This is a genomic window from Rhizobium skierniewicense Ch11 (assembly GCF_023757665.1).
GTDB classification, from domain to species: domain Bacteria; phylum Pseudomonadota; class Alphaproteobacteria; order Rhizobiales; family Rhizobiaceae; genus Agrobacterium; species Agrobacterium skierniewicense.
In genome coordinates this window covers 198,945-218,290 of record NZ_RXPG01000021.1, presented here as the reverse complement: position 1 = coordinate 218,290, position 19,346 = coordinate 198,945, and the positions used below count along the sequence as shown (strand labels likewise).

At 54.8% G+C, this 19,346-nt stretch carries 16 protein-coding genes and 1 pseudogene; 6 read left to right on the top strand and 11 right to left on the bottom strand.

Translation table 11 applies throughout. The features are described 5' to 3' along the window. Nucleotides 1-96 precede the first annotated feature (96 nt). The 4 genes and pseudogenes from EKM04_RS15245 to EKM04_RS15230 all read right to left on the bottom strand — a co-directional run. A complete protein-coding gene (locus EKM04_RS15245; protein WP_183895375.1) occupies nt 97-1,143 on the bottom strand; it encodes a reverse transcriptase family protein in 1,047 nt (348 codons plus the stop codon). A gap of 237 nt (nt 1,144-1,380) precedes the next feature. Then, a complete protein-coding gene (locus EKM04_RS15240; protein WP_252094077.1) occupies nt 1,381-1,749 on the bottom strand; it encodes a hypothetical protein in 369 nt (122 codons plus the stop codon). Between the two features lie 97 nt (nt 1,750-1,846). Beyond that, the gene (locus EKM04_RS15235; RefSeq protein WP_183895377.1) at nt 1,847-2,584 is read right to left on the bottom strand and encodes a phosphoribosyltransferase-like protein; all 738 of its coding nucleotides are present in this window, start codon (nt 2,582-2,584) and stop codon (nt 1,847-1,849) included. Between the two features lie 208 nt (nt 2,585-2,792). Further along, nucleotides 2,793-2,932: pseudogene (locus EKM04_RS15230) on the bottom strand (IS3 family transposase); the annotation flags it as partial. Nucleotides 2,933-3,683: 751 nt separating this feature from the next. Here EKM04_RS15230 and EKM04_RS15225 point away from each other — a divergent pair. From EKM04_RS15225 to EKM04_RS15215, 3 genes are all read left to right on the top strand, one after another. Further along, complete coding sequence (locus EKM04_RS15225) at nt 3,684-4,751, top strand: hypothetical protein (RefSeq protein ID WP_183895379.1); 1,068 nt, start codon at nt 3,684-3,686, stop codon at nt 4,749-4,751. 184 nt (nt 4,752-4,935) lie between these two features. Next, nucleotides 4,936-5,388 carry a hypothetical protein gene (locus EKM04_RS15220; protein WP_183895381.1) on the top strand — a complete coding sequence of 151 codons (453 nt, stop codon included), beginning with the start codon at nt 4,936-4,938 and terminating at the stop codon, nt 5,386-5,388. A 263-nt stretch (nt 5,389-5,651) separates the two neighbouring features. Beyond that, nucleotides 5,652-6,176: a dual specificity protein phosphatase family protein gene (locus tag EKM04_RS15215; protein ID WP_234900309.1), complete on the top strand. Its 525-nt coding sequence runs from the start codon at nt 5,652-5,654 to the stop codon at nt 6,174-6,176. Nucleotides 6,177-6,359: 183 nt separating this feature from the next. Here the strand turns inward: EKM04_RS15215 and EKM04_RS15210 are convergent, their stop codons facing one another. Beyond that, nucleotides 6,360-7,619, bottom strand: a complete 1,260-nt coding sequence (locus EKM04_RS15210) for an AGE family epimerase/isomerase (protein ID WP_183895383.1) — start codon at nt 7,617-7,619, stop codon at nt 6,360-6,362. Nucleotides 7,620-7,788: 169 nt separating this feature from the next. On the opposite strand from EKM04_RS15210, the gene metH reads away from it, so the two are divergent. Together metH and EKM04_RS15200 are read left to right on the top strand one after the other, a co-directional pair. Beyond that, nucleotides 7,789-11,565 carry a methionine synthase gene (metH, locus tag EKM04_RS15205; RefSeq protein ID WP_183895386.1) on the top strand — a complete coding sequence of 1,259 codons (3,777 nt, stop codon included), beginning with the start codon at nt 7,789-7,791 and terminating at the stop codon, nt 11,563-11,565. 51 nt (nt 11,566-11,616) lie between these two features. Beyond that, nucleotides 11,617-12,066 carry a hypothetical protein gene (locus EKM04_RS15200; RefSeq protein ID WP_174153570.1) on the top strand — a complete coding sequence of 150 codons (450 nt, stop codon included), beginning with the start codon at nt 11,617-11,619 and terminating at the stop codon, nt 12,064-12,066. Nucleotides 12,067-12,139: 73 nt separating this feature from the next. Here EKM04_RS15200 and EKM04_RS15195 read toward each other — a convergent pair whose 3' ends face one another. From EKM04_RS15195 to EKM04_RS15170, 6 genes are all read right to left on the bottom strand, one after another. Next, complete coding sequence (locus tag EKM04_RS15195) at nt 12,140-13,183, bottom strand: zinc-dependent alcohol dehydrogenase family protein (RefSeq protein ID WP_183895388.1); 1,044 nt, start codon at nt 13,181-13,183, stop codon at nt 12,140-12,142. Between the two features lie 56 nt (nt 13,184-13,239). Continuing rightward, a complete protein-coding gene (locus EKM04_RS15190) occupies nt 13,240-14,298 on the bottom strand; it encodes an ABC transporter ATP-binding protein (protein WP_183895390.1) in 1,059 nt (352 codons plus the stop codon). An 11-nt stretch (nt 14,299-14,309) separates the two neighbouring features. Continuing rightward, nucleotides 14,310-15,092, bottom strand: a complete 783-nt coding sequence (locus EKM04_RS15185) for an ABC transporter permease (RefSeq protein ID WP_183895392.1) — start codon at nt 15,090-15,092, stop codon at nt 14,310-14,312. Next, nucleotides 15,089-15,979, bottom strand: coding sequence for an ABC transporter permease (locus EKM04_RS15180; protein ID WP_183895394.1), 891 nt, complete (start codon nt 15,977-15,979; stop codon nt 15,089-15,091). Before EKM04_RS15180 ends, EKM04_RS15185 begins: the two co-directional genes overlap by 4 nt. Before the next feature lie 96 nt (nt 15,980-16,075). Then, on the bottom strand, nt 16,076-17,182 hold the full coding sequence (locus tag EKM04_RS15175) for an ABC transporter substrate-binding protein (protein WP_183895396.1): 1,107 nt from the start codon (nt 17,180-17,182) through the stop codon (nt 16,076-16,078). Nucleotides 17,183-17,390: 208 nt separating this feature from the next. Next, nucleotides 17,391-18,275, bottom strand: a complete 885-nt coding sequence (locus tag EKM04_RS15170; protein ID WP_174153564.1) for a MurR/RpiR family transcriptional regulator — start codon at nt 18,273-18,275, stop codon at nt 17,391-17,393. 176 nt (nt 18,276-18,451) lie between these two features. Here EKM04_RS15170 and EKM04_RS15165 point away from each other — a divergent pair, with 176 nt between their 5' ends. Then, nucleotides 18,452-19,213 (top strand): N-formylglutamate amidohydrolase, encoded by a 762-nt coding sequence (locus EKM04_RS15165; RefSeq protein ID WP_183895398.1) that lies wholly within the window; start codon nt 18,452-18,454, stop codon nt 19,211-19,213. Nucleotides 19,214-19,346: the final 133 nt, after the last annotated feature.

The following is a 19,346-nucleotide window of genomic DNA, read 5'->3' as shown; positions in this document are numbered from 1 at the left end:
TCGAAAGATTAACCCCAATTTTAGCGTTTTGCTCAAAATCCAAGCGTCATAAAATTCCAATAATCGGATAGTTTGTCGCAAGCAAAAGCAAAACTGTTATTTCTGATACGACAGCATTACGCTTTTAAATCGTTTCAAACATTTTAACATTTGCGGATTTTCGGGTTCAACATGTTTCCAAAATTGAAGTCGCCCGGCGAGTTGAGCGATATAGTTTGGCTCAAATGCTCTATTCTTCGCCATATGATTGGACAGGCCGGAAGACCAAACGAAGTATACGTCTTTCATAACTTCACGGCGATATTGTCTTGGAATACGGACCACGCCAGACGTTATATCTAGCCCCGTAACAATTTTCTTTTCGCCAGCGAAAACATGCCTGATCTTTTCCCGATTGATGACAAACCCTTCATCTTCGACGATTTTGTGAACAATCCACTTCAATTCGTCGGTTATTTTGTTTCCTGAGATAGTTATGTCGTCGGCATATCGCGTGTATCGCAATTTTCTTTTTCTGCAAATTGCGCGCAATCTCATATCGAGCCTATTACATATTATGTTGCTAAGTGTGGGACTCGTCGCGGCTCCTTGGGGTAATTCATCATCAACTGTGCATATTGTACTTAGAAAAAACGCGACATGCTTTGGGTAGTTCAAAGAAACGAAAGCGCCCATTACGCGCCTGAAGCCAATCGAAGGAAAAAAGTCTTTCAGGTCAATTTTGTAAAGCTCCTCCCTACCACAATGAATTCGCGCATTATCAACTATCGAATGCCTCTCACGAAATCCCATTGCGGGCTGAGCCAGTTGCACAGCCGATAGTATATTGGAATTTATCCATCTTTGGCATTCTAAAAGGGTAGGAAGAGGCGCGCGTATGGTACGGTAGCCCCCTGATCTCTTTTTCAGACTGAATTCGCGATAAAAACTTTTTTGACCGAATAGCATTCTCATCAAATGCGCGACGTCAATACCGAGCAAGAGCGCTAGTTGTTCGTGCTCGAAAATAGGCGGCACGCCTTTTTCAAGGCTTTTTTTTACGTGGAAAAGGTAGATTGCCTTGAGATCATCTCGGACCCCGATATCGGAAAGATACGCTTTCCATCTGGAAAGGTGCTCGCGCTGGTAAGGAATGGTTGCCATTACGTAATCATTTCGATGCAAGGCATCGCTGCGGCAGGAGTGACGCAGAACTCGGATTTTCTAAGAAAATTCGAGTTTCTGCGACAATCGTGCCGATGCGCTCGGAGAGCGCATTTCGACTACTCGACTTTTTAGAACACTCTAAAAATCGAGTAGTCGATAGGCTATCGCGAACCTCAACCGCAGAAGCGAATCCACTTCTTTGCGCTAATGACAACCATTCCTTAGGCAGCCCTATCATTTTGATCCCTTGCTTGCATCAAAAAAAGACCGAGGAATTTTTGATAATCGCGGAACATACGGGCTGAATGCGGAAATTTGGTTCCCCCTATATTCATCTGGGATGGACCTCCACGATTTATCCCCGTTGAACGCAAAGAGTCGCTGATTTGCGTTGACCCACTCTCTTCCGTTTTCAGTTAAAGCGATGATGCCCTCTCTTTGGCTTAGAAGTTCTAGCTGGCTCAACCGCCGGAAAGATTCGACAGCATCTTTTATCGAGACGCCCAAGGTCGATGTAATGCTTCCTATTGAAAGTCCTTCAAATTTCGAGAGGCATTCTCGCAACAGCATCAGATCGACTGGAGTGAGACGTAAATTACTCAAAATCCTGCTCTCCTAAATATGGGTGACCGTTCTTCCAATTTTGCATCTTGAGGCCACCAGAGGATCGGAAAATTCGAGTTTGGAGCGTTGGCGTGTCTTATGCAAAAAGCGCTTCGGCACCCCCATACCCCAGACTTGGTAGTTGATTGCCATCAATGCTCGCAGCCAGTTCTTCTTCGAGACGCTTCATATGGCTAATATTGTCGGTCAACTGTTCACCAGAAAAGTGTCCACTCAATCCCTTGGGCAGACTGTAAACGCAAGTTAAGTTAGTGTACGAGTTTTTTATATTAATCAGCGCTTCATTGATGCCGAAAAGTAAATTAATTCTACCATCAAGATTTATTCCTGATCCTGCTCCGGCTTTCATTACATAGTTCATTCTCGACAAAACAGTGCTGCCAGTTCCTGTAAAATCGTCAATCAATATGAAAGTAGAAAATTCTTTCATAACTGACGGCTTTACATATGATGGAACTCTATTGAAGAACTTAATATTTTTCCAACTGTGAAATTGGACTTTCAATCTTTGTAGCAATTGTTGAGAACTGTCGGGGCTATCGTCCCATGCCATTGCAACAATGGCAGCTTTTTGGTCTTCCTTAAGCTGCGACTTAATTCCTTCTGCCATACGTTCTATAGCTGATTGAAGTTGGGTTTCGTTGACAATGACAACTTTCTCAAGGATGTGTTTGAGCAACGAAAATTCCGACTGGTTTTTGCATAAGCCAGCCAACTCACGCACTTCGGCTTCGTAGTATCCTAAAATATCCCGTCGGAGGATGAGTTCAAAAAGCCAACTCTCAATCTCTTCCTTTTTCAAAAACAGAACCATGCCGATTACGCTCAAGAATTCCAAAACAGTAATTGATGGATTTAGACGAGATAACGTCAGGAAATCAATCTGAGATTGTCGATATTTTTGGAGATTCGTTCACTTAGCGCTGCTGACCATTATCATCTCTGGACTGTAAGGCGCTTAAACTTCTTTATTCACTGCATTTTGAACAGACCCGGTTTTCTCGGAGACCGTTTGGTTTAAGTTATGCTGCCATGGCTGGTGCGTCCAGCAGGGCTTATATCGTTCTTCGGCCTCGGCTGACGGTATGTTGGCGATAGGCTCCAAAAGGCGGCGGTTGCTGAACCAATCTACCCATTTAAGCGTGGCGAACTCCACGGCCTCGACGTAACCGAAGCCCTGCCGAGTAGCTGATCTTGGCGGCTATAGAAGACACAGCCGACCGTCGCGAAGGATGATGCTCCGCTTCATGCTCGGCCACCATTCGAACGGCGCGGACTTCAGGAGAAAGCTTGTTTGTCATTTTCCTTGTCATAGACCCTACTTCTTACGAGTGGTGTCTCCGGCAAACTGGGGGCTGTTCAGTTCAATGTTGACATCTTCACCCGAGAGAAGCCAAAAATCGGTCCACAAAATTAGTACACTCGACACCACCGGTGTGGTATGAAAAGATTTTTTCAGGGCCTTTGTGGTGCTTATGAAGAAATACAAATCTCTCCCGTCTCCTAGCCTCACTGAGTATTGATGCGGTATGGAATGTTGACATTTCTCCCGGTTCCCGTACACAGGACTAAGCTCGAAAACGTATCCAAAAGCACGACAAGGTCTTGTTTTCGTTTCCAATCTAGGCTTACGCCGGTGTGTCCGCCTCTTCTCTCCGGGCCCACCACATACGTTCACGCCACATCAGGCTGGACTTGTCTTGCACAGGTTTCGGTTCGCGGTGAATAGCGCAAGAGGTTCAATCCCGCGAGCGCGTCGACCCTTCATGCTTCAATAGGGCTGTAGGGTCGCCGTCATGAGTTGTAAAACTTGTTTCTAATCCATGGAGCCTCTCTTCGATAAAGCACATCAAGAAATAGGTGACACCACGCTGCGTTGCGTTATGGTCACTGTGCATAACTAGGGGTTGGTGATGAGTTTTACGGTTTACGATTCCGGGTCCAAGCAAGGCAATGCAGTCGGCATGATCGCACAGGTGATCTTGATTTCCGCCGTTGCGATGATTGGCTGGAATATCGCACTACCCGGGCTTGATCCTGCGTTCATGGAAACGCAACTGAGAAATGGCGTTCCTTCGCAACTTTCCGTCCTCGCGCTTGGAGCGGGGCCAATCCTGACCGCGTTTGCGCTGGGACAGCTTGGTAGAATTCTTGTTCCGCGTCTGGAGGACAGCGCCGCTATCGTCATTCTTGAAAATCTGGTCGCTTTGCTCATTGCCGCGTCGCAGGCCTATGGCATTGCGCAATCGGTAGCAACAATGGGATTTCTGGCTGACGACAGTGCGCTTGGTCTGGCGATCATCGTCGCATCCCTGGTTGGCGGCGTTGCGGTTCTTTTGTTCATGTCGAGACTGGTCGCTCTCCCAAGCCTTCTTGCTGGGTTCTGGATTGTCTGGCTTTTGCCCGCGTTGATTGGTTTGCCTGCTCAGTTTTCTTCGTGGTTTGAGCTCCTGAGGGTGGGCGCCGCCGGTGGCTCGCATGTGTTCGGAGCTGTCCTCGTGATGGCTATCGCTGTCGCGATGATCATATTTGCCATCCGCACAGTGATGCAGAGCATCGATCGACGGCATCTTTCTGACAAAGTGAACAGTGCCGCCCATGTCATGAACATTGTCATATGGCCACCCTTTCTGGCGGCGAGTGCTGGTGGTTATCTATTGATCCCGCTTGTCTTTCTCTCACCAGATGCTGTGGCGAATGCCTCCTGGTTGAGGATTTACGTTCTTGCCATGACTGCTCTCCTCATTCCCGTTTTCGTGTTCGGTTATTATCGCTTCTTCACACGCAAAGGCGTCACGTTTCCTGTGACGACGATGCTGGTGCTTGTTTTTGTGCAGATTGTACTGATGCTCGGCGGAGAATTCGCGATCACTCAGATCATGCTGCCTCTCCCGCTCAACGGCACGACCTTGCTGGTTATGGTCGCCTTAGGCTACGCGATCATTGAGGCCATCCGCAGTCCGTCCGATCCATCACGCTGAGCCATCACGTAAAGGTGTTGCCTGCGGAGTGCCGGCCGGTGTTTCAGGCTTTGGTGCTTTGCAAACACCGTGTGTAACTTGACACGACGTGCAGACCGCCACATCGGTGGGGCGAGACGCAAATCGATCAGGGAGGTAGTATGATCAGACAATCAGCAGCCGCGACTTCAGGTGCGTTACGCAGATGATTATCGGCATCGTCCTCACGGCAGCTTTGCTGCTTTTCCTGATCGGCTTTCCCCGGCATATCAAGCCTGTCGTGGTCGGTCTTGCCATCGTCTGGGCATCGACGGTTTCCTGGGTGGTTTTCGACTGGTGGCGCTCTGGTGAACGACTGAACGCCATCGTTGCAACCGCGTCTTTCGATCCGACCTGCACGGAAGCCTCTGCGCCCATTCGGGTCAGCTTTCAAAACACAAACGGCGTTGCCGTACGCCGTCTGACCTACACGCTGGAAGGGTTCGAGGCAGCGTTCCGTGCGTCGGTTTCATTTGATCCCTACCAGATCAGCGAGCGGCGTCTGGAACCCCATGAGACCTATGCCGCTTGCCGCCCGTTTCGTCTCCGCAACAATGAAAACGTCGATGGCAGAGACCTCGAATGGCGGGTGACGATCAACTCGGCCGAATTCGACTGATGTTTCCGAACACTTAACCATAGCGACAATCGGACAAATCTCACGTCTTTTTGAACTCATTTTTTGCAGAATGTTTTACCCGCTAACATAAAAGGTTTTGCAACGGCTTGGGCATGTCTCTTCCTCGATTGAGGGGGGCGAGATGGCGGGAATGCAACTTTCGGGTCATTGTGTCGGCTGGGACGGGATGCCATTTGAACGGTAATTGATGAATTGTTCCAAAAGGTTCGACTTTGATTTTACGTATTTTGAAAATTGGTGTGTTGGCTCTCATCGCTGTGCCAGCTTCGGTTGGCGCCCATATGGGCATCAACCAGCTGACGGGAAATTTCCACGAAGTATTGCCTGGCGAGCTTTACAGATCCGCGCAGCCTTCCGGTGCTGATGTCGCTCAATACGCCCAACAGTTCGGTATAAAGACCATCATCAATTTACGCGATGAAGACCGCGATGATTGGTACGCGCAGGAAAAGAACGCTGCCGGGGCCAACAATGTCCAGATGATTGATTTCCCGCTCAGCTCCTCCAAAGAGCTGCCGCAAGCCCGCGCAGAGGAATTGGCGCGTATCATGAAGAACGCGCCAAAGCCCTTACTCATCCATTGTGAACACGGCGCCAACCGGACCGGCCTTGCCTCCGCGATCTATGTCGGTGCCGTTGCCCATAAGAGCGAACAAGCGGCAGAATTCCAGCTTTCCCCGTATTATGGGCACGTGCCGATCAAGGGCGTTGGTCGTTACGAAATGTATCAGTCGTGGGATAACTTCGAAGAGACGCTGGGGTTCTGACACATTCCTCCGTTACACCGCGCTGAGATATCGCGTGTGAGTTTTCGTAACAGCAAGAGCGTCTTTCCTGGTTCCGCGGGCGATTGAAAGCTTCCTTCAGCCCAAAGATTTTGGGCTGATTGTATCGCGCAAGATATGCGGATTGCCGGAAGAACCGAGCTTTCGTCACTTGCCCCGCGCTCGTTAAAAACGTCCGCCCTTATCCGAAATCACTTTCGTCAAGCTTCCATCCGCTGGAAACAGCGGAATGAGGCAGGCTTGCAGCGCGTGATAAATGTCACCCTTGCCTGGGAAGATGGTGTTGGCGGGGATCAGGTTTTCCGTCAGTTCCTCGTGCCAGCCACCGTTCTGGTGGTCGAGGAAGCTGTTGGCGATGGTGCTCCAGACGCGGCGATAGCTGTCTTCGTAGAACTCGTCGGCGGGCAGGTGTTCGTTGAGGAAGTGGGCTGCACCGGCGGCCTCGCACATCGGCCACCACAGCTTTTCGCGCTTGGCGGGCGTGTTGTCCCAATCCAGCGTGTAGAAGAAGCCGCCTTTTTCCCGATCCCATCCCAGCGACATGGATTGTACGAAGAGTGATTTCGCCGCCATCGGCATCCACTCATGCTTGCGCCCGCCCAACACCCAGAGTTGGAGCATCAAGCGTGCCCATTCCAGCCAATGGCCGGGCGTGGAGCCGGAGGGGCGGAACATCTCGTTGCCACGATAATCCTTGTCCAGCACCCAGTTCTCGTCGAAATGTTCGGGAACGCGAAAATCCAGCGCGCCGGCCGCACGACGAATGACGAGGTCGGCAATACGCTCGGCTTTGGTCAGATAGGCGGTGTCGCCTGTGGCCTCGAAGGCCGCCATCAGCGCCTCGGTCAGGTGCATGTTGGAGTTTTGACCGCGATAGTTTTCGATGGGAGACCAATCGCGATTGAATTCTTCGTTGATCGCGCCGTGCTTTTCTTCCCAGAATTTGGTTTCGAGAACGTTGGTAATGTCTGCCAGCATCTGGTCGGCCAGCGGGTGTCCAACGGTCTTGGCGGAAGACGCTGCAAGCAGCACGAAGGCATGTCCGTAACCCTGCTTGCGGGCGTCGACGGGACCGTTCTCATCCACCTGCCAGAAGTAGCCACCATGCTCTGCATCGCGATGGTTGTTCCACAGATAGGTCATGCCGTGATCGATGACATCGCCGCAGCCGGGGCGACCCAGAAGGTGGCCGATGGAGAAGCAGTGCACCATGCGCGCCGACATGTGGATGCCGCGAACCGGGTTTTCTGGTTGCAAGGCCGAGCCCTGGCGGTCAAGATCGAAGAAGCCGCCCTTGGGATTGATGGCGCGATACTGAAAGAAGTCGAACAAATCTTCCGCCTGCTTTGCCAGCCATTGCCGGTGCCAGGGCAGGTTGCTCCAGTTCGTTTTCCCGTGGTTCGCCTCGGTCATCTCGTCCTCCATATGTTACGCTTGTGCGATTCTCTATATCTTTGGGACGTAACGGTGTCATCCATAACGAAAATTTCGTACCTTTGCAGTAGATGCTGAAACTCAACGATATATTGACATAAAGATATCTTTATGTGACTTACGATCTTGCAAATCACCTGCGCTAATGAGGAGTGTGCCGATGTTGGACGATCTTTTTGGACCCACAGGGGGCAACAAGCGTGACGGCGCAGAAATTCTGAGAGCTATCCGTCAGGCGGCACAGGAACGAATTCTCATTCTCGATGGCGCAATGGGTACGCAGATCCAGGGGCTGGGTTTCGATGAAACCCATTTCCGCGGTGATCGCTTCCTTGGCTGCGCGTGTCATCAGCAGGGCAATAACGACCTCCTGATTCTCTCCCAACCGGACGCGATCGAGGACATCCATTATCGCTATGCCATGGCTGGCGCGGATATTCTCGAGACCAATACGTTTTCTTCCACGCGCATCGCGCAGGCGGATTACGAGATGGAAGGCGCCGTTTATGACATGAACCGCGAAGGCGCGTTCATCGTGCGCCGTGCTGCACAGCGGGCGGAGCGGGAGGATGGCCGCCGCCGTTTCGTGGCCGGTGCCATCGGGCCGACCAACCGCACGGCCTCCATGTCTCCCGATGTCAACAATCCCGGTTACCGCGCCGTCAGTTTCGATGATCTGCGCAGTGCCTATGGCGAGCAGATCGACGGCCTGATCGATGGCGGTGCCGACCTCATTCTCATCGAGACCATTTTCGATACGCTGAATGCCAAGGCCGCCATATTCGCCTGCGAAGAACGCTTCGCCGCCAAGGGCATTCATCTGCCGGTGATGATCTCGGGTACGATTACCGACTTGTCCGGCCGCACGCTGTCGGGCCAGACGCCGTCTGCCTTCTGGAATTCCGTGCGTCATTCCAACCCGTTCACCATCGGCCTGAACTGCGCTCTGGGTGCCAGCGCCATGCGTCCGCATTTGCAGGAACTGTCCGAGGTTGCCGATACCTTTATCTGCGCCTACCCGAATGCTGGTCTGCCGAACGAATTCGGTCAATACGACGAAACGCCAGAGATGATGGCTGCGCAGGTGGCGGAATTTGCGCGTGAAGGATTGGTCAATGTGGTGGGCGGCTGCTGTGGCTCCACGCCGGATCATATCCGCGCGATTGCTGAAGCCGTAAAGGGTTTTGACCCGCGCAAGGTGCCGGATCACAGGTCCTTCATGTCTTTGTCCGGTCTCGAGCCGTTCGTGTTGACGAAGGACATTCCCTTCGTCAACGTGGGCGAGCGTACAAACGTCACCGGCTCCGCCAAGTTCCGCAAGCTCATCACCGCTGGCGACTATACGGCAGCGCTCGCCGTTGCTCGCGATCAGGTGGAAAACGGCGCGCAGATCATCGACATCAACATGGATGAAGGCCTGATCGACAGCCAGAAGGCCATGGTCGAGTTTCTGAACCTCATCGCCGCCGAGCCTGATATCGCCCGCGTGCCTGTCATGATCGACAGCTCCAAGTGGGAGATCATTGAGGCGGGCCTGAAATGCGTTCAGGGCAAGTCCATCGTCAACTCCATCTCGCTGAAGGAAGGCGAGGAAAAGTTTCTGGAGCAGGCGCGTCTTGTGCACCATTACGGCGCTGCCGTCGTCGTCATGGCGTTCGACGAGGTTGGCCAAGCCGATACCTACGAGCGCAAGGTGGAAATCTGCACTCGGGCCTACAAGATTTTGACTGAACAGGCCGGCATTCTGCCTGAGGACATCATCTTCGACCCCAACGTCTTTGCTGTCGCAACGGGTATCGAGGAGCATAATAATTACGGCGTCGATTTCATCAACGCCACGCGCACCATTCGCGAAACCATGCCGCTGGTCCATATTTCCGGCGGTGTTTCCAACCTGTCCTTCTCCTTCCGTGGCAATGAGCCGGTGAGAGAGGCCATGCACGCCGTGTTCCTCTACCATGCCATTCAGGCAGGCATGGACATGGGTATCGTCAATGCGGGGCAGCTCGCCGTTTATGAAAGCATTGACCCGGAACTGCGGCAAGCCTGCGAAGACGTGGTGCTGAACCGGCGTCCCGATGGCACCGAGCGGTTGCTGGAAGTGGCGGAAAAATTCCGGGGCGGTCCGGGTCGCGAAGCCAAGGTGCAGGATCTGACTTGGCGTGAATGGTCGGTTGAAAAGCGTCTGTCGCACGCGCTGGTCAACGGCGTCACCGAGTATATCGACGCCGATACGGAAGAAGCGCGTCAGCAGGCTGAGCGTCCGTTGCATGTCATCGAAGGACCGCTGATGGCGGGTATGAATGTGGTGGGCGATCTGTTTGGCTCAGGCAAGATGTTCCTGCCGCAGGTGGTCAAATCCGCGCGTGTCATGAAGCAGGCAGTCGCCGTGCTTCTGCCCTACATGGAAGAGGAAAAGCGGCTCAATGGCGGCGATCAGCGCAAGGCCGCAGGCAAGGTGCTGATGGCGACCGTGAAGGGCGATGTGCATGATATCGGCAAGAACATTGTCGGCGTCGTACTGGCCTGCAACAATTACGAGATCATCGACCTCGGCGTGATGGTGCCAGCCACCAAGATTTTGGAAACGGCGATTGCTGAAGACGTGGATGTCATCGGCCTCTCCGGCCTTATCACCCCGTCGCTGGACGAAATGGTGCATGTCGCGGCTGAGATGGAGCGTCAGGGCTTCAACATTCCACTGCTCATCGGCGGTGCCACGACCAGCCGCGTGCATACCGCGGTCAAGATCCATCCGCGCTACGAAAAGGGACAGGTCATCTACGTTACCGATGCGTCTCGCGCGGTCGGTGTCGTGTCTGCTTTGCTGTCGGACGATCAGAAGCCAGCCTATATCGATGGTATCAGGGCTGAATACGCCAAGGTGTCGGAAGCGCATGCCCGCAATGAGCGGGAAAAGCTGCGTCTGCCATTGGCTCGCGCACGGGCAAATTCTCAGAAAGTGGACTGGACGGCCTATCAGCCGGTCAAGCCAAAGTTTTTGGGCACCCAGACGTTTGAAGACTATGATCTGGAAGAGCTTGCCAAATATATCGACTGGACGCCGTTCTTCCAGACATGGGAGATGAAGGGTCGCTACCCCGCCATTCTGCAAGACGATAAGCAGGGCGAGGCGGCGCGTCAGCTGTTTGCCGATGCTCAGGCTATGCTCAAGAAGATCATTGACGAAAAGTGGTTCCGCCCACGCGCCGTTATCGGCTTCTGGCCCGCCAATGCGGTCGGTGACGATATCCGCCTGTTCACCGATGAGACCCGCGCTAAGGAACTGGCCACCTTCTTCACCCTTCGCCAGCAACTGTCCAAGCGTGATGGTCGTCCGAATGTAGCGCTGTCGGACTTCGTCATGCCGCAGGAGACTGGCACCACCGATTATGTCGGCGGATTCGTGGTCACGGCTGGTATCGAAGAAGTGGCGATTGCCGAGCGCTTCGAACGCGCCAATGACGACTACTCCTCCATCCTCGTCAAGGCGCTTGCCGACCGTTTTGCAGAAGCGTTTGCCGAACGGATGCATGAGCGAGTCCGCAAGGAATATTGGGGTTATGCGACACACGAAAGCTTCGGTCCAGACGATCTGATCGGTGAAGCCTATGACGGCATTCGCCCGGCACCCGGCTATCCGGCCCAGCCAGACCACACCGAAAAGGAAACCCTGTTCCGCCTCCTGGATGCGACGGAAGAGACGGGCGTGGTGCTGACCGAGAGCTACGCCATGTGGCCCGGCTCCTCCGTCTCCGGTATCTATATCGGCCACCCCGAAAGCTATTATTTCGGCGTCGCGAAGGTAGAGCGTGATCAGGTCGAGGACTATGCGAAGCGCAAGGGCATGGCTATCAACGAGGTTGAGCGGTGGCTGGGGCCGGTGCTGAATTATGTGCCGGTCGAAGCAGAAAAAGAGGTTGAAACGGCCGCCTGACAATCCGATTCAGGTCGTTGTCTGGTTGATTCCAAAATGAGACGCTGTGTCTTGATTTTTAACAAGAAAAGCGCGGATCCTTCCGCGCTTTTTGCCATCTCGGACATCTCGCATCCGCGTGTTTTGGCCAGAAGACAGAATTGTCGACAAAGCTTTTACGTTATATTAGATTATTTGAATGTATTTGTAGGTTGTCATTTTGAGCGACGTCCTTTGATGGAGATCATCGTGCAGCAACTGTCTTCTCTCGTGTTGGTCTTTGCCACACTCACGATCTTGAGTGCCCATTTCGTAACCGGCGCGGAAAGCAGCAATCGATGGGGTGTCGGTGTCGGCGCGCTGTTCCTCGGCCCGCTCGTTTTTTTCTTCGTCGCCCACACGGTTCTCTATCTCGGGGCACGGCTTTTCCGTGGCAGGGGCGGCGTTGCTTCTTACGCAACCACCAAGATAAATCGGGTTTCCGCGCTGATGACGATTTTGGCGACCATGGCCGTGGCTTGAGGTCGTCGAGAGCGGAGGGATATCCGGCAGGACAGAGGGCGGGTCGCCAGACCCACCGATGCCCGATCCCCATTTATTCAAACCGGTCGATAATGCTAATTCCATTTTCCTTGAAGCTATCCATGGCGGGCAGTGCCATCACTGCATCCGACAAAGTAATATGCCGTCCGATCAGCTTCTCTGGCGAAAGCTTGCCGGTATTGATCATCGCCAACATGTCGTCATACCGCCAGGCCTGCATGCCATGGCTGCCATATATTTCCAGTTCGTGCGCAATCACCCGCGCCATGGGGATTTGCGGCATGGAATGATCAGCCAGCATCAAACCAACCTGCACATGGCGTCCGCGACGGCGCAGGTTGGTGATGGAATTGCAGCATGTTTGTGGATGGCCCAGCGCGTCGACGGAGACATGTGCGCCGCCGCCGGTGATATCACGCACGGCTTCGCTGACATCGGCGACGTCGCGGCTGTTGATCGTGGCGGTTGCGCCCAGCTCTTTCGCCAGTGCCAGCTTGTCCTCGGCAATATCGATGGCGACGACCTGAGCACCGAGCCCGGCGCCGATCATGATGGCGGAGAGACCCACGCCGCCGCAGCCATGCACCGCCAGCCACTCACCGCCCTTTAGGCGGCCCTGATCAACCACGGCGCGGAACGAAGTGGCGAAGCGGCAACCGAGGCTGGCCGCCGTATCGAAGCCCATCTCATCGGGCATGTGGACGAGGTTCTGGTCGGCGTAGTCAATGGCGACATATTCGGCGTAGGAACCCCAATGGGTAAAGCCTGGCTGAAACTGCGTTTCGCAGACTTGGCTGTTGCCGGAACGGCACTCCTGGCAATGGCCACAGCCGGACACGAAGGGCACGGTGACGCGGTCACCTACCTTGAAGCGCATCACATTTTTGCCGACCGCAGAAATGACGCCCGCAAATTCGTGGCCGGGTACATGCGGAAGGCGGATGTCTGTGTCATGGCCCATCCAGCCGTGCCAGTCGCTGCGGCAAAGGCCGGTTGCTTTGACCGATATCACCACGCCGCCGGGCATCGGGCCCGGGTCCGGCAGGTTGGCGATCATGGGTGCCTCGCCGAAGGCTTCGTAGAACAATGCGCGCATGAATTTTCTCCTGAGATGGCTTGCTGTAGCCCGATCTCTCAGTCAGAAACAGTGCGTCAGTCTGCTACAATCATCAAATCTTCTGATGCGAATTTCAGCGTGATGCGCTCGCCCACCGCTGGCGGGGTCTTTCCGGGGTCATTGAACATATCGAAGGAGAGCGTTGCGCCGCCCACATCCATGCGGGTGCGGATGACCGAGCCCAGAAAGTGGCTGGAGGTCACAACGCCCGATATGGCAACATCGCCGGAGCTTGCTTCACCCAGTGAACCCGCCTCGGGGCGCAGCGCCACCGTCACCTGTTCGCCATTGGCCTTGTTCAATGGCTTCTTCAGCGAAACCTGCTGGTCGCCCATGCGGATCGTGCTGGTGGACGTATCTACCACGGTGGTATCGATAAGGTTCAGTGTGCCCACAAATGACGCGACGAACCGGGTCGCTGGCTTGTTGTAGATCTCGAACGGCGAACCGATCTGGTCTGCGCGTCCGGCATTCATGACCACGATGCGGTCGGAAATGGTCAGCGCTTCCTCCTGATCGTGTGTCACGAAAATGGTGGTGATGCCAAGCTTGCGCTGGATCTGGCGGATTTCCTCACGCAGCGAGACGCGGATTTTGGCATCGAGCGCAGACAAGGGCTCGTCCAATAGCAGAACCTGCGGCTTGGGCGCCAGAGCGCGCGCCAGCGCCACGCGCTGCTGTTGCCCACCGGACATCTGGTAGGGATAGCGATCCGCCAGATGGTCAAGATGGATCAGCGCAAGCATTTCCTTTACCCGCGCATCGATTTCAGCCTTCGGCTTTCCCGCGATCTTGAGACCGAAGGCAACGTTTTCATAGACGTTCATGTTGGGAAACAGCGCATAAGCCTGAAACACCATCCCGATATTGCGCTGATTGGGTTTGAGTGTCGTCTGGTCCTTGCCGTTGATGACGATTGCGCCATCGCTTGGCGTCTCGAACCCGGCGATCATGCGCAAAATGGTGGTCTTGCCGCAGCCCGATGGTCCGAGGAAGGAAACGAATTCTCCCTGTTCAATCGTCATGTTGAAATCATGGACGACCTGAACCGAACCAAAGGATTTTCTGATGTTATGGAGTGTCAAAAAGCTCATAAAATAAGTCCTCAGGCCTTGGGAGGCGCGCCTTTTTGATAGCGCGAGACGAGTTGAATAAGGCCCAGGCAGCCCCAGGTGATGCCGAAGGAAATGACGGCGAGGGCAGCAGGCTCATAGGCGCGGTTGGCACCCAGCAATTGCATGTATGGACCAAAGGCCGGGCGGTTCAAAAGCGCCGCCATCGTGAATTCGCCGATGACGATGGCGAAGGTCAGGAACGCACCCGACAGCACAGCCACCAGAACATTTGGCAGGATGATGCGGGCGAGAATCGTCGCCCATCCGGCGCCGAGGCTCTGTGCGGCTTCGGTCAGCGTTTTGATGTCGATGGTGCGAAGCCCGGTATCGACAGCGCGGTACATATAGGGCAGGGCCAGCGTCGTATAACCGAACATCAACAACAGGTTGGTGCCTGATGTCGTCCCCGTCAGCGGCAGCCAACTTGAGGTGTTGTAGAGCCTGATGTACCCGAACACGATGACGATCGCCGGAATGACCAGCGGCAGCAGGGTGATAAATTCGATGACGGGGCGAAGTGCGGGAAGTTTCAGGCGCACCCAGTATGCCGTCGGTACCACGAGCAGGACGCCAAAAATGATCGTGCACAGCGCCATCATGATCGAGAAGGTGAACGTCTCCTGAAATCTTGGATCGCTCAGCACCCTGCCATAGGCATCTAAGGAATACTCGCCACGCCGCATTTTCAGCGAGAAGTTGGTCATGCCGATCAGCGGCAGGGCAAAATAGAGCAGGCCGAACAGCAATGCGCCCCAGGCGAAAATCCGCTTCATTTCAGCCACCTCTCGCTGCGCGTGCGCATCCAGATATAGAGCGTATTGGCGATGCAGGTCACGAGGATCATTCCGAAGGCGAGCGCATAACCGAGGTGGGGATTGCCCAGCACGTCACCGCGGATTTGCGCAAACAGCAGGATCGGCACGATGTTGAGCGAGGAGCCCGTGAGTGCAATGGCTGTTGCGACGGCACCGAAGGCATTGGCAAACAGCAGCGAAAACGTGCCGAGAATGGAGGGCAGCAGAATGGGAAACGCCACCAGGCGCCAGTACTGGAAGCCGCTCGCGCCGAGAATTTCCGCCGCCTCGCGCCATTCGCGCTTCAGACCATCCAGCGCCGGTGTGATGATGAGGATCATCAGCGGTATCTGGAAAAACAGATAGGTAATCGTCAGGCCCCAGAAGGACAGGATGTTGAAGCCCAGCAGTCGCAGATCGAGGCCCAGCTGGGTTTTCAAAAATACGGTGACGAGACCGACGGGTCCGAGTGTGGCGATGAAGGCAAATGCCAGTGGCACGCCTGCAAATTGCGAGGCGACGCCGGAAAACGTCAAAAGTGGAGAGCGGACTTGTTGCGGCAAGCCGCCCAGAACAACGGCTGTTGCAACGCCAAAGCCAATCAGACAGCCCAGGGCCGCGGATGCGACGCTGATCTTGATGGAAATCCAGTAGGCGGAAAGAATGGACGCGGTGAAAAGGCCCGCGATGTTTTCAAGGGTGAAGCTGCCCTCGGGCGTCTGAAAAGCGCCAAGGACGATCTTCATCGTCGGCATGATCAAAAAAAGCAGAATGAAAATGGCAAATGGCAGAACACCCAGCCACTCCAGCTTCAGGCGTCGCCCGACTGCTGGTCGCGGTGGCGCGCCATTGATGTTTGATGTCATATCCCGTTCCCGAACGCCGCAATCATCGCGGTCTTTTCATTTTTAGATGGTCCGCCCCGGCATCTGCAAAGACCGGGGCGGCTTTTCTTTTGAGGCTTACTTCACGTTTGCGCCAACGACCTTGTCCCAGCCGCCGGTGACGGCAGCCTTGTTGGCATCCACGTCTTCCAGTGTCGGGAAGATAGCCTTTTCATAGGCTGCTGCTGGTGGCAGGGCGTCCAGCAGGTCCTTCGGGATCTTGTTGGCCTTGGCAAGAGCATTGAAGCGGATCGGGTGGCAATAGCCCTTCAACCAGCCGAGCTGACCTTCGTCGGAGTAGAGGTGTTCCATCCACAACTTCGCGGCGTTTGGATGCGGTGCGTAGGCAGAGATACCCTGCACGTAAACGCCAGCCAGAACGCCCGATGATGGTACAACGACTTCAGTCGGTGGGTTGCCATTCAAAGTCTTGGCCCATGACAGCGCGTTGTAGTCCCATGCAATGACGATCGGTGTCGCGCCTTGTGCCACGGTGCCAGCCTTGCCGATAACCGGCACGAAGTTGCCAGCCTTGTTCAGCTCGCCAAAATACTTCAGTCCGGCTTCGCCAGCGGCCTTGCCGTCCTTTGCACCGCTGGCAAGACCAGCCGCGAGAACGCCGAGAATAGCCTGGTTGGAGGCGCGTGGATCGCCAGCAAGAGCGACCTGGCCGGAATATTCAGGCTTCAGAAGGTCGGCCCAATCCTTTGGCGTGTTGGTAACGAGATCCTTGTTCACGAACATCGACATGACGCCGTAATAGTCGCCATACCAGTAGCCCTCGGCATCCTTCACATTGTCAGGAATTTCGTCCCATGTGGAAACCTTGTACGGCTGGAGAAGACCTTCCTTCTTGGCCTGAGGACCGAATGCAAGACCAACGTCAATCACGTCGGGCGCCTGTGGCCCCTTGTTGTCCTTGTTGGCCTTGATGGCCTCGACTTCATCCGCAGAGCCGGCATCAGGGTTCAGCTCGTTGACCTGAATTTCAGGATATTTGGCCTTGAAAGAAGCGATGACGTCGCCGTAACCGCACCAGTCGTGGGGCAGGGCGATGGTCGTTAGCATGCCTTCCTTCTTGGCGGCTGCGATGAGTTCTTCGCTGGGCGCTGCAGCGGCAATCGCAGTTGATGCGATGACCATTGCTGTGGTGAGCGATAGCAGGCGGCGGCTGTGCGAGATCACGGTTGGTTCTCCTCTGTGTGTCCGATGCGTCTGACGACGCTCTACGTGGGTTGCATGAATGTTATGTGACGGATTTTTCAGGCGGCATCCCGCCCTCATCATGGTCCCTGCCGTTTTCTTGCCATCATTACGCCCATTCGTCGCCATGATATTTGAGAAACGACATAAAAAATTCGTGTTGCGCCATTCTGCTTTAATCGCGCTTTGTTCAGGTCTCCTCTTTACCCGGCTTTCGAAAAAGGCGTGTCTGCTCGAACAGGCCTTCCAGCGAATTCATCCGCTGGCGGGTCTCGTCCCAGCCATTGTTCTGCACCGCCTCGATCAGCGCCTCCACGACAAACAGCGTCACCACCGAGCTGTCCCATGCGGATGGCGCTTCGATGCGCACCCGAAACGTATGTTCGGCAAAGCGCGAGACGGGGGACGTCCACTGGTCGGTGAACAGCAGAATGCGAACATTGTTGTCGTGCGCCACCTGCGCCAGCGTCACCATGTCCTGCTCGTAACGCCTGATGTCGAAGATCACCAGCACGTCACCGGCATTCATGTTCAGCATATATTGCGGCCATGAGCTGGAGTTGGACGACATCAGCGACGTCTTGGGCCGGATGACCTGCATGTGAGTGAAGAAATATTCGGCAACCGCCCCGGTGATGCGCCCGCCGACGAAGTAGATGCTGCGTTTTCTGTCGGCCAGAAGGGTTGCCGCATTGTCGAAGGATGCAGTGTCGAGATCGCTGAGCGTGTCGCGCAGATTACCGGTGATGGCATCGGCGAAGCGGTTGAGAATATGCAGGCCCGGCGCGTTGCTGGCCCAGCGGTCATGCTTGGCGATAGGGTTGGAAATTGTTGCTTCCAGCTCCTGATGCAGCCGCGCCTGAAACTCGGGATAGCCCTTGAAACCCAGCTTCTGCACCATGCGCGCAACGGTGGGCGTCGAGACGCCTGCATTTTCGGCAACGATCGTGATGCTTCCCAGCCCCGAGATCGGGTAGTTCCCGAGAAGACTTTCCGCAAGACGCTTTTCGGCACGCGTCAGGCTCTCGTAATGAGCCTGGATAACGTCCGAAACGGTCGCGGCCGAACTGTGCAAATTTTTCCCCTAGCCGATCTTTTTGTCGGTCTGTTAGGGCTGATTAAGATACGGGGAGGGAGCGGAGTCAATCAAAAAAATGAAGAGAAAATTTCAAAAAACATTTGACACTTTGGCGTACGTGAAGAATTCTTTTCTAGCTGTCGGGGGACAGTGATGCGGTAACGGGGTACACCATGACGGTGCAAGCACAGTTTTTCACAAACGACGAGGCCAAGCCTGTCGTCGTGGAAAATCCGCTCGGCAAAGGCAGGGTGCTGCTGGTCTGCGAACACGCTTCCCATACGCTACCCGCCCGTTTCGGCACGCTGGGTCTTAGCGAAGAGGTGCGAACAAGCCACATCGCGTGGGACCCCGGCGCGCTCGCCGTCTCACGTCTCTTGTCGAGAAGTCTTGATGCCACCGTCATCTACCAGAACTATTCCCGGCTGATCTATGACTGCAATCGCCCGCCGGAGTCGCCTTCGGCAATGCCTGTCACCAGCGAGATTTACGACATTCCGGGCAACGCGAATCTCAGCGAAGCAGAACGTTCTGTTCGCACGGCATCGCTTTACATTCCGTTTCACGATCGCGTCAGGGAGCTTGTTGCTGCGCGGGACAACATGGTTCTGGTGACGATGCACAGTTTTACGCCGGTCTATCACGGCAAGCGCCGCGAGGTGGAAATAGGTCTTCTGCACGATGCCGATACACGGTTGGTCGATGCGATGCTGGACCATGTGGAGAACGGAAAATTCCGGATCGAGCGCAACCAGCCTTACGGGCCGGAAGATGGCGTGACGCATACGCTACGGCTTCACGCGCTGCCAATTGGGCTTTTGAACGTCATGATCGAGGTCAGAAATGACCTGATCCAGAACGAGGAGGGGCAGCGGGCTGCTGCCGATTTTCTGAGTGGACTTTTGACGAAGGCAATCGCCGCTCACAGCCCATAAGTGCCGTTGCATATCCAAAGAAGGCCGGAAAGGTCCTTGGTGCAATGTGGGAACAGCAGATGTGCATGGCGTGGCCGGATTTTACCGCCGCGCCGAGACTGGGGCAAAATCGGCCATTCTGGCTGACAGCCTG

Bases quoted from the DNA above. Each gene is read 5' to 3' on its own strand.
- EKM04_RS15245 (WP_183895375.1), bottom strand. From the start codon at position 1,143: ATGGCAACCATTCCTTACCAGCGCGAGCACCTTTCCAGATGGAAAGCG.
- EKM04_RS15235 (WP_183895377.1), bottom strand. From the start codon at position 2,584: ATGGTTCTGTTTTTGAAAAAGGAAGAGATTGAGAGTTGGCTTTTTGAA.
- EKM04_RS15225 (WP_183895379.1), top strand. From the start codon at position 3,684: ATGAGTTTTACGGTTTACGATTCCGGGTCCAAGCAAGGCAATGCAGTC.
- EKM04_RS15220 (WP_183895381.1), top strand. From the start codon at position 4,936: ATGATTATCGGCATCGTCCTCACGGCAGCTTTGCTGCTTTTCCTGATC.
- EKM04_RS15210 (WP_183895383.1), bottom strand. From the start codon at position 7,619: ATGGAGGACGAGATGACCGAGGCGAACCACGGGAAAACGAACTGGAGC.
- metH (WP_183895386.1), top strand. From the start codon at position 7,789: ATGTTGGACGATCTTTTTGGACCCACAGGGGGCAACAAGCGTGACGGC.
- EKM04_RS15195 (WP_183895388.1), bottom strand. From the start codon at position 13,183: ATGCGCGCATTGTTCTACGAAGCCTTCGGCGAGGCACCCATGATCGCC.
- EKM04_RS15190 (WP_183895390.1), bottom strand. From the start codon at position 14,298: ATGAGCTTTTTGACACTCCATAACATCAGAAAATCCTTTGGTTCGGTT.
- EKM04_RS15185 (WP_183895392.1), bottom strand. From the start codon at position 15,092: ATGAAGCGGATTTTCGCCTGGGGCGCATTGCTGTTCGGCCTGCTCTAT.
- EKM04_RS15180 (WP_183895394.1), bottom strand. From the start codon at position 15,979: ATGACATCAAACATCAATGGCGCGCCACCGCGACCAGCAGTCGGGCGA.
- EKM04_RS15165 (WP_183895398.1), top strand. From the start codon at position 18,452: ATGACGGTGCAAGCACAGTTTTTCACAAACGACGAGGCCAAGCCTGTC.